Genomic DNA, 10,526 nt, shown 5'->3' on the forward strand with positions numbered 1-10,526 from the left:
TGCATGCCCGCGACGCCGCCGAAGCCGCCAAATGGGGGTGACCCCCGCCGCGTCCGGTTCGGTGTCGATGCAGGTCACCACGGCGTAAGGTCACTGGAATGCCGGAAATGCGCAGTGCAGGTGACAGCTGGGACATCACGACGAGCGTCGGTTCGACCGCGTTGTTCGTGGCCACCGCCCGGGCCCTGGAGGCCCGCAAGCCCGACCCGTTGGCCGTCGATCCGTACGCGGAGACGTTCTGCCGTGCGGCCGGCGGTGACTGGGCGGCGGTGCTCGAGGGCAACTGTCCCGACCACGAACTGCTGAGAAGCGATTTCGGCGAGCACTTCGTCAACTTCCAGGGTGCGCGCACCCGCTACTTCGACGACTACTTCCACCGCGCCGCCGAGGCCGGCGTCCGTCAGGTGGTGATTCTGGCGGCCGGGTTGGATTCGCGCGCCTACCGGCTGTCCTGGCCGGACGAGACCGTGATCTTCGAACTCGACCAGCCGCAGGTGCTGGCGTTCAAGAGCTATGCGCTCTCGCAGCGCGGCATCCGGCCGCGGGCCGAGCGCAGGGAGGTCGCCGTCGACCTGCGGGAGGACTGGGAGGAGGCGCTGAACCGCAGTGGGTTCGATCCGTCCCGGCCGTCGGCGTGGATCGCCGAGGGCCTGCTGATCTATCTGCCCGCGGATGCGCAGGAGCAGCTGTTCACCGGCATCGACGCACTGGCCGCGCGCGGCAGCCACCTGGCGGTCGAGGACGGTGCGCCGATGCCGCCGGAGGAGTTCGCGGCCGCGGTCGCGGCGGAGCAGGCCGCCGGCGACGAGCGCCGTATCTTCCACCAGCTGGTCTACAACGAGCGCTGCGCTCCGGCCGACGAGTGGTTCGGCGCCCGGGGCTGGACGGCCTCGGCGACGCGGCTCGCCGACTACCTGCGGGACCTGGACCGGCCGGTGCCGGGTCCGGACAGTGAGGCGGGGCCGATGATCGCCCGGAACACGCTGGTTCGGGCGGTCAAGGGGTAGAACGCGGGGGAAGTCCCCGGTGGGCAGGTTTGGGGTACTGCGCTGCCCGGAATATAGTGAAAATGATTTTCAATAAGGAGTAGGGTGATGGGCTGGAACGACGGCGTCCTGGCGGCGCTGGATCCCGGCGTTGGAGGTGCGCGAACGGGTGTCCGCGGGGCACCCCGGGCCGTATCGACACTTAGCTTATGCAATGCTAACTTCAATCGAATTAGCTTAGGCAACACTAGCCACGGAGAGGCGAGCCACGGATGAACAACGGTGATGCGGCCCTGCTCACCCCCGGTCCCGCGGCGACCCGGATCGACGAGGAGACCCTGAGCCGGTTCGCGACCTGCTGCCGGGCCCTGGGCATCCCGGTCCACCAGCGGCAACGGCCGGCCGACCTGGTCGCCGCCCGCGCCGGATTCACCGCGCTGACCCGCGTCGCGCACGACCACTGCGACGCCTGGACCGGTCTGGCCGCCGCCGGCGACCTGTCGGCCCGGGTGCTTGCCGCGGTGTCGCAGACGGCCGCCAGCGCCGGCGCGTTGCAGCGCCGGCTGGACCTGACCCACGGCACGCTCGGTTTCTCCTACGACACCGGCCTGTATCTGAAGTTCCGCGCCACCGAGCCCGACGACTTCCACCTGGCGCACGCCGCGCAACTGGCGATCGCCGGCCGCTGCGCCGAGGCCAACGACGTGCTCGCCGAGATCCTGGCGCGGCGGCCGGACTGGAACGACGCCCGCTGGCTGACCATCGCCGTGCACCACCACGCCGGCCGCTGGTCGGACATGGTCAAGCTGCTGACCCCGATCGTCAACGACACCGAGCGCGACGACCTGTTCGCGCACGCCGCGAAGATCGCGCTGGGCACCGCCCTGGCCCGGCTCGGCATGTTCGCCCCGGCGCTGTCCTACCTGGAGGAGCCCGACGGCCCGATCCCCGTCGCCGCCACCGACGGCGCGCTGGCCAAGGGGCTGATCCTGCGGGCGCAGGGCGACGACGAGTCCGCCGCCGAGGTGCTGCAGGACCTCTACGCCGCCAACCCGGAGAACGAGCAGGTCGAGCAGGCGCTGCTGGACACCAGCTTCGGCATCGTCACCACCACCGCGGCCCGCATCGAGGCCCGGACCGACCCGTGGGACCCCGACACCGAGCCGTCCGCCGAGGACTTCGTCGACCCGGCCGCCCACGAGCGCAAAGCCGTGCTGATGGCCGAGGCCGAGCGTGAACTCGGCGAGTTCATCGGCCTGTCCGAGGTGAAGAACCAGGTGCAGCGGCTGAAGAGCTCGGTGGCGATGGAACTGGTCCGCAAGCAGCACGGCCTGGCCGTCGGGCAGCGGGCCCACCACCTGGTGTTCGCCGGCCCGCCCGGGACCGGCAAGACCACCATCGCGCGCGTGGTCGCCAAGATCTACTGCGGTCTGGGGCTGCTGAAGAAGGAGAACATCCGCGAGGTGCACCGCGCCGACCTGATCGGCCAGCACATCGGTGAGACCGAGGCCAAGACCAACGCGATCATCGACAGCGCCCTGGACGGCGTGCTCTTCCTCGACGAGGCGTACGCCCTGGTGGCGACCGGCGCCAAGAACGACTTCGGCCTGGTCGCGATCGACACGCTGCTGGCCCGGATGGAGAACGACCGCGACCGCCTCGTGGTGATCATCGCCGGCTACCGCGCCGACCTGGACCGCTTCCTGGACACCAACGAGGGTCTGCGCTCGCGGTTCACCCGCAGCATCGACTTCCCGTCGTACGCCCCGCCGGAGCTCGTCGAGATCGCCCACAAGATGGGCGAGCAGCGCGACAGCATCTTCGAGCAGTCCGCGCTGGCCGAGATGGAGTCGGTCTTCGGCCAGTTGGCGGCGGCCACCACGCCGGACGCCAACGGCGTCGACCGGCGCAGCCTCGACATCGCCGGCAACGGCCGTTTCGTCCGGAACCTCGTCGAGCGCTCCGAGGAGGAGCGCGAGTTCCGGCTCGACCATATGGAGCATTCGGGACAGGCTGACCCGGTGTTCACCGATGAGGAGCTCATGACCATCACCACCGAAGACGTCCGCAACTCGGTGACCCCGCTGCTGCGCGGCCTGGGCCTGGCGGTGCAGGCATGAGCGCAGCCCGCGCCGGCCGGCCGGACCCGACCGACGAGGACGACCGGCGGTCGTTCGCGTCCCGCACCCCGGTCAACGAGAACCCCGACCGGGTCGAGTACCGGCGCGGCTTCGTCACCAAGCACCAGGTCAGCGGCTGGCGGTTCGTGATGCGCCGGATCGCCTCCGGCGTCGCCCTGCACGACACCCGGATGCTCGTCGAACCGCTGCGCGCCCAGACCCGCGCCGTGCTGATGGGGCTGCTGGTGCTGGCCACGGTGGCCGGTGGCTGCTTCGTGTTCACGCTGATCTGGCCGAACAGCGCCGCCGGCAACGACCCGGTGCTGTCGGACCGGTCCACCTCCGCGCTGTACGTCAAGGTCGGCGACGACCTGCACCCGGTGCTGAACCTGACCTCGGCGCGGCTGATCGTCGGCCGGCCGGTCAACCCGACCGCCGTGCGCAGCACCGCGCTGGACAAGTTCCCGCGCGGCAACCTGATCGGCATCCCCGGCGCACCGGAGCGGATGGTGCAGAGCACCGCCCGGGACGCCGACTGGACGGTCTGCGACGCGGCGACCGGTTCGGCCGCCGGCACCACGGTGATCGCCGGCCCGCTGGCCGACGGCGGTTCGCGGGTCGCCCCGATCGGCGCGCAGCAGGCGGTGCTGGCCGACACCGGCACCGGCACCTGGCTGCTGTGGGACGGCAAGCGCAGCCAGATCGACCTGGGTGATCACGCCATCACCAGCGCCCTGGGCCTCGGCGCCAACGGCGCGCCGCTGCCCCGGCCGCGGACGATCTCGACCGGGCTGTTCAACACGATCCCGGAGGCACCCGCGCTGATCGCGCCGCTGGTCCCCGACGCCGGCGGCAAGCCGGCGTACGATCTGCCGGTACCGGCCCCGGTGGGCGCCGTCGTCGCCGCGCACACCCTGGACAACGGCACCGAGGACACGCTGCGGCACTACGCGGTGCTGCCCGACGGCCTGCAGCCGATCTCCGGTGTGCTCGCCGCCGTGCTGCGCAACACCGATTCGCACGGCCTGGACCGCCCGCCACTGCTCGGTGCCGACGACATCGCCCGGCTGCCGGTCTCCCGCGCGCTGGACACCGCCCGCTACCCGGCGGCGCCGGTCAGCGTCATCGACCCGGCGCACGATCCGATCACCTGCGCGCACTGGAGCGAGACCGCCGGGGCCAGCACCAACTCGCTGAGCCTGCTGTCCGGTTCGACGCTGCCGCTGAGCGACGGCGCCCGCACGCTGGACCTGGTCGGCGCGGGTATGGGCGGCACCGCCACCCGTGTCGCGCTGGCCCCGGGCACCGGCTACTTCACCCGCAGCGTCAACAGCGACCCGGCCGCCGGCGGCACCTCCGGCCCGCTGTTCTGGGTCTCCGACACCGGCGTCCGCTACGGCGTGAACACCGAAAAAGGGACGGACGGCGCGGCGGACTCCGACGGTGACACCGTCGCCGCCCTGGGCCTGAGCCAGCCGGCGCTGCCGATCCCGTGGTCGGTGCTCAGCCAGTTCGCCCCCGGGCCGACGCTGTCGCGCTCCGACGCCCTGCTGGCCCACGACGGCCTGGCACCAGACCAACGACCGGGCCGCCGCGCTGCCGCCGGACCGGCTTCTACCGGGGGAGAGACCCGATGAGTCGACTGATCTTCGAGGCACGCCGCCGGCTGCCGGTACCGCCGACCGACCGCGGCACCATCAGCATCGAGCCGCCGCCGGAGCTGCCGCGGATCGTGCCGGCGTCGTTCCTGCAGCGGGCGCTGCCGGTGGTGATCGTCATCCTGATCGTCGGCATGGTGATCGCGATGGTCGCCACCGGGATGCGGCTGGTCTCCCCGGTGATGCTGTTCTTCCCGTTCGCGCTGCTGGTCGCCGCGGCCGGCATCTACCGCGGCGGCGACAAGAAGGCCCGCACCGTCGAGGTGGACGCCGAGCGCGCCGACTACCTGCGCTACCTGTCGGTGGTCCGCGACAACATCCGGGGCGCCGCCGCCAAGCAGCGCACCGCCGCCGAGTGGTCGCACCCCGAGCCGGCCGAACTGGCCGCGGTGCCCGGATCCCGCCGGCAGTGGGAGCGCGACCCGCACGACGACGACTTCCTGGTGGTGCGCACCGGCCGGCACTCGGTGCCGCTGAGCAGCCCGGTGCGGGTCACCGACACCGCCGACGAGATCGACCTGGAGCCGGTGAGCCACTCGGCGCTGCGCAGCCTGCTCGACACCCAGCGCACCGTGCGCGACGTGCCGGTCGGCCTCGACCTGACCAAGGTCTCCCGGATCACCGTCCTCGGCGAGTCCGAGGATGTCGCAGGGGCGCTGCGCGCCTGGGTCGCGCAGGCCGTCACCTGGCACGACCCGACCATGCTCGGCGTGGCGCTGGCCGCGCCGACGCTGGAGGACCCGGCCTGGTCGTGGCTGAAGTGGTTGCCGCACACCGACATCGCCGGTCAGGCCGACGGGGTGGGCCCGGCCCGCTACCTGACCACCGGCGCCGACGAACTGACCGCGCTGCTCGCTCCGGCGCTGGCCGACCGGCCGGCGTTCACCGGTGACTCGGCGGAGACCGCACGGCACCTGCTGGTGATCGTCGACGACCCCGACTTCGATCTGGCCGCCTCACCGCTGGGCATCCCGCGTGCCGGGGTGACCGTCGTGCAACGCGGCAAGGCCGAGCCGAACCGGGAGCAGTACTCCGACCCGGAGCGGCCGATCCTGCGGGTCGGCAGCGGGCGGGACGGCGGGGGAAGCCGAGTGCCTGCGATCCAGCGCTGGCAGACCGGCGGCTGGCAGGCCTACGTCGATCAGGCCGACGTCCTCGGCGCCGACGAGGCCGCGCACCTGGCCCGGCGGCTGTCGCGCTGGGACTCCAACCCCACCCACGCGGGGCTGCGCTCGGCCGGCACCCGCGGCGCCACCTTCACCACCCTGCTGGGCATCCCCGACGCCGCCCGGCTCGACGTGCCGGCGCTGTGGGCGCCGCGCACCCGCGAGGAGGAACTGCGGGTCCCGATCGGTGTCACCACCACCGGCGAACCGCTGATCTTCGACCTCAAGGACGAGGCCGAGGGCGGCATGGGGCCGCACGGCCTGATGATCGGCATGACCGGTTCCGGCAAGTCGCAGACGCTGATGTCGATCCTGCTGGCGCTGCTGACCACGCACTCCGCCGACCGGCTGATCGTCATCTACGCCGACTTCAAGGGTGAGGCCGGCGCCGACATCTTCCGCAACTTCCCGCAGGTCGTCGCCGTCATCTCGAACATGGCGGAGAAGAAGTCGCTGGCCGACCGGTTCGCCGACACGCTGCGCGGCGAGGTCGCCCGGCGTGAGCTGCTGCTGCGCGAGGCCGGCCGCAAGGTGCAGGGCAGTGCGTTCAACTCGGTCACCGAGTACGAGGCGGCGATCGCCGCCGGGCATGACCTGGCGCCGATCCCGACGCTGTTCATCGTCGCCGACGAGTTCACCCTGATGCTCGCCGACCACCCGGAGTACGCGGAGTTGTTCGACTACGTCGCCCGCAAGGGCCGGTCGTTCCGCATCCACATCCTGTTCGCCTCGCAGACGCTGGACGTCGGCAAGATCAAGGACATCGACAAGAACACCTCGTACCGGATCGGTCTGAAGGTGGCCAGCCCCAGCGTCTCCCGGCAGATCATCGGGGTCGAGGACGCCTATCACATCGAATCCGGCCGGGAGCACAAGGGCGAGGGCTTCCTGGTGCCCGCCCCCGGCGCCGCGCCGATCAAGTTCCGCAGCACCTACGTCGACGGCATCTACGACCCGCCGCGGGCTGCGCGGACGGTGGTGACGAACGCGCTGCCGGAGCCGAAGCTGTTCACCGCCGGGCCGGTCGCCTCCGGTGCGGAGACCGTGACGATCGTCGACGCCGACGACGAGGCCCTGGGTCCGCCGCGCAAGCTGATCGCCACCATCGGCGACCAGTTGGGCCACTACGGTCCGCACGCGCCGGCGCTGTGGCTGCCGCCGCTGGACGAGCCGATCCCGCTGGCGGCGGCGCTGGCGCGGGCCGGTGTCGGCCCGCAGCAGCTGCGCTGGCCGCTCGGCGAGATCGACAAGCCGTTCGACATGCGCCGCGACCCGCTGGTGTTCGACGCCCGCTCGGCGAGCGGCAACATGCTGATCCACGGCGGGCCGAAGTCCGGCAAGACCACCGCGCTGCAGACGTTCATCCTGTCCGCGGCGAACCTGCACTCGCCGCGCGAGGTGACGTTCTACTGCCTGGACTACGGCGGCGGGCAGCTGCGGGCCGTGGCGGACCTGGCGCACGTCGGCAGCGTCGCGTCCGGGCTGGAGCCGGAGCGGATCCGGCGCACGTTCGGCGAGCTGGAGCAGCTGCTCACCGCCCGTCAGCAGCGCGAGGCGTTCCGCAACGGCAGCACCACCGCGTTCGACGACGGCTACGGCGAAGTGTTCCTGGTGATCGACAATCTGTACGCGTTCAGCCGGGACAACACCGACCAGTTCAACACCCGCAACCCGCTGCTGGCCAAGGTGACCGAGCTGGTGAACGTCGGGCTGGCCTACGGCATCCACGTCGTGGTGACCACCCCGAGCTGGCTGGAGGTGCCGCTGGCGATGCGCGACGGGCTGGGCCTGCGCCTGGAGCTCAAGCTGCACGACCCGCGGGACTCCAACGTCCGGGTCGCCGGCGCGCTGACCCGCCCGGCCGAGGCGGTCCCGGCCAACCAGCCGGGCCGCGGCCTGACGATGGCCGCCGAGCACTTCCTGGTGGCCGCGCCGGATCTGGCGCAGATCCCGGAGATCAACGCCGCCTACCCGGGCGTCAGCGCCCCGCCGGTGCGGCTGCTGCCGACCAACCTGGCGCCGGAGGCGGTCGGCCTGACCTATCCCGGGCCGGAGCGGATCGTCATCGGCCAGCGCGAGGAGGACCTGGCGCCGGTCGAGGTCGACTTCTCCGACAACCCGCTGCTGTTGGTGCTCGGCGACGCCAAGTCCGGCAAGACCACGCTGCTGCGGCACATCATCCGCACGGTGCGTGACCACAGCACCGCCGACCAGGTGGCGTTCACCGTGCTGGACCGTCGGCTGCACCTGGTCGACGAGCCGCTGTTCGCGGACAACGAGTACACCGCCAACGTCGACCGGGTCATCCCGGCGATGCTGGGGCTGTCCGCGCTGATCGCGTCGCGCCGGCCGCCGGCCGGGCTGTCCGCCGCCGAGCTGACCGGCTGGGGCTACACCGGGCCGACCCACTACCTGATCATCGACGACGTCGACGCGATCCCGGACACCCCGGCGCTGACCGGGCAGTTCGCCGGGCAGCGGCCGTGGACCAACCTGATCGGGCTGCTGTCGCAGGCCGGTGACCTGGGGCTGCGGGTGATCGTGACCGGTCGGGCGACCGGGTCGGCGCACGCGCTGATGACCAACCCGCTGCTGCGTCGTCTCAACGACCTGCAGGCGACGACGCTGATGCTGTCCGGCAACCCGGCCGACAGCGGCAAGATCCGCGGCCAGCGTTTCAACAGGCTGCCGGCGGGCCGGGCGATCCTGCTCGGCGACAGCGATGAACCCACCTACCTCCAGCTGGTCAACCCGCTGGTCAGTCAGAGTTTGGCGCGCTGACGCGCACCAGGAAGGAGAACCCGTCATGACCCTTCAGGTGGTTCCCGAAGGCCTGGCCGCCGCCAGTGCGGCCGTCGAGGCGCTGACCGCCCGCTTGGCGGCGGCGCAGGCCAGCGCCGCCCCGCTGATCAGCGCGGTGGTGCCGCCGGCCGCGGACCCGGTGTCGCTGCAGACCGCCGCCGGTTTCAGCGCGCAGGGCGCCGAGCACGCCGCGGTCGCCGCGCAGGGCGCCGCGGAACTCGGCCGCGCCGGTGTCGGCGTCGGCGAGTCCGGTGTCAGCTACGCCGTGGGTGACGCCGCGGGCGCATCGACCTACCTCGGCCACCTGGGTGGCGGCAGTCTCTGATGCTGACCGCCCCGGTCTGGATCGCCTCCCCGCCGGAGGTGCATTCAGGAATGCTGACCAGCGGACCCGGACCGGGCCCGCTGCTGTCGGCTGCCGGGGTGTGGAGTTCGCTGAGCGCCGAGTACGCCTCGGTGGCTGACGAACTGGCGGCCGTGCTGGGTGCGGTGCAGACCGGCGCCTGGCAGGGCACCAGCGCCGAGCAGTACCTGGCGGCGCACCTGCCGTATCTGGCCTGGCTCACCCAGGCCAGCGCGGACAGCGCCGGGGTCGCCGCCCAGCATGAGGTCGCCGCGTCGGCGTACACCGTCGCTCTGACGACGATGCCGACGCTGGGTGAACTGGCCGCCAACCACGCCACGCACGGCGTGCTGGTCGCCACCAATTTCTTCGGCATCAACACGATCCCGATCGCGCTGAACGAGGCCGACTACGTCCGGATGTGGATTCAGGCGGCGGTCACGATGAGCACCTATCACGCGGTGTCCGGTGCGGCGCTGGCGTCGGCGCCACGCACCGCCGAGGCGCCGCCGGTGGTCAAGGGCCAGTCCGCGCAGCCGGCGGCGGCCCAGCCGTCCGGCTCGGATTTCTTCCAGACGCTGATCAACCAGATCGGGCAGCTGCTGAAGGATCCGTCCGGCGTGATCCGGGAGATCCTGAGCAACCCGGCGGCGCTGATCGCGTGGACGCCGCTGCTGTTCTTCATCGCCTACGAGGCGTTCTTCATCCCGTTCGGCTTCACGTTCTGGGGGGTGATGCTCGGCGCGTCGATCGCGCTGCCGATCGCGATCCCGCTCGGCGTCGCCTATCTGCTGAACCTCGACGCCGACCCGGTCGCCGAGGACGCCCCGGAGCCGACCCCGCTCGGTGCGGCACCGTCGGCGCAGCGGCCGGTGGCGGCGGTGGCCGGTTTCACCTCCGGCATCGCCACGCCCGGCGCGGCCGGTGTGCCCGCCGCCGGCGCCCCGGCCGCGGGTGCTCCGCCGGCGACGACGGCCGGGGTGGCCGGCTTCGGTTACCTGGTCGGCGGGTCGGACCCCGGCACCAGCGTGGGGCCGACGCTGACCGACGGGGCGAAGGCGTCGGCGCCCGCGGCGCGGGTGCCGGCCGCGGCCGCGGCGGTCGGGGTGTCGGCGCGGGACAAGGCGCGGGCCCGGCGCCGCAAGCGGGCGATCATTCACGACCACGCCGATGAGTTCATGGACCTGACCGCCGGGGTTCCGGCCGCCGCCGAGACGGCGGGTTCGGACCGTGGCGCCGGTCCGCTCGGCTTCACCGGGACGGTCGGCAAGCGCCGTGCCGCGCGGGCGTCCGGACTGGCCACCCTGGCCGGCGACGACTTCGGCGGGGGCCCCGCCATGCCGATGCTGCCCGACACCTGGGGCGCGAACGATTGTGCCGACTCCACCGCGGAGTCGGAGTCGGATCAGTAACAAGTGGAGAAAGGAGCGGTGGGATGAGTTTGTTGGATG

The 10,526-nt window shown here is 72.1% G+C and carries 6 protein-coding genes; all 6 read left to right on the plus strand.

Annotated elements, in window-relative coordinates:
* Nucleotides 1–107 precede the first annotated feature (107 nt).
* The 6 genes from KIH27_RS21495 to KIH27_RS21520 all read left to right on the plus strand — a co-directional run bounded on the left by KIH27_RS21495 (nucleotide 108) and on the right by KIH27_RS21520 (nucleotide 10,487).
* The gene (locus tag KIH27_RS21495) at nucleotides 108–1,007 is read left to right on the plus strand and encodes a class I SAM-dependent methyltransferase (protein ID WP_214094997.1); all 900 of its coding nucleotides are present in this window, start codon (nucleotides 108–110) and stop codon (nucleotides 1,005–1,007) included.
* A gap of 251 nt (nucleotides 1,008–1,258) precedes the next feature.
* Nucleotides 1,259–3,106 (plus strand): type VII secretion AAA-ATPase EccA, encoded by a 1,848-nt coding sequence (gene eccA, locus KIH27_RS21500; RefSeq protein WP_214094993.1) that lies wholly within the window; start codon nucleotides 1,259–1,261, stop codon nucleotides 3,104–3,106.
* Nucleotides 3,103–4,743 (plus strand): type VII secretion protein EccB, encoded by a 1,641-nt coding sequence (gene eccB / locus KIH27_RS21505; RefSeq protein ID WP_214094994.1) that lies wholly within the window; start codon nucleotides 3,103–3,105, stop codon nucleotides 4,741–4,743. The genes eccA and eccB overlap by 4 nt, the downstream gene beginning before the upstream one ends.
* Nucleotides 4,740–8,711 (plus strand): type VII secretion protein EccCa, encoded by a 3,972-nt coding sequence (gene eccCa / locus KIH27_RS21510; protein WP_214094995.1) that lies wholly within the window; start codon nucleotides 4,740–4,742, stop codon nucleotides 8,709–8,711. Before eccB ends, eccCa begins: the two co-directional genes overlap by 4 nt.
* A 25-nt stretch (nucleotides 8,712–8,736) precedes the next feature.
* Entirely contained in the window at nucleotides 8,737–9,057 is a 321-nt protein-coding gene (locus KIH27_RS21515; protein WP_214094996.1) for a PE family protein, read from the plus strand.
* Nucleotides 9,058–9,059: 2 nt separating this feature from the next.
* Nucleotides 9,060–10,487 carry a PPE family protein gene (locus tag KIH27_RS21520; protein WP_214094998.1) on the plus strand — a complete coding sequence of 476 codons (1,428 nt, stop codon included), beginning with the start codon at nucleotides 9,060–9,062 and terminating at the stop codon, nucleotides 10,485–10,487.
* Nucleotides 10,488–10,526: the final 39 nt, after the last annotated feature.

Origin of the sequence: Mycolicibacter acidiphilus (genome assembly GCF_018455725.1) — a bacterium.
Taxonomy (GTDB): Bacteria; Actinomycetota; Actinomycetes; order Mycobacteriales; family Mycobacteriaceae; genus Mycobacterium; species Mycobacterium acidiphilum.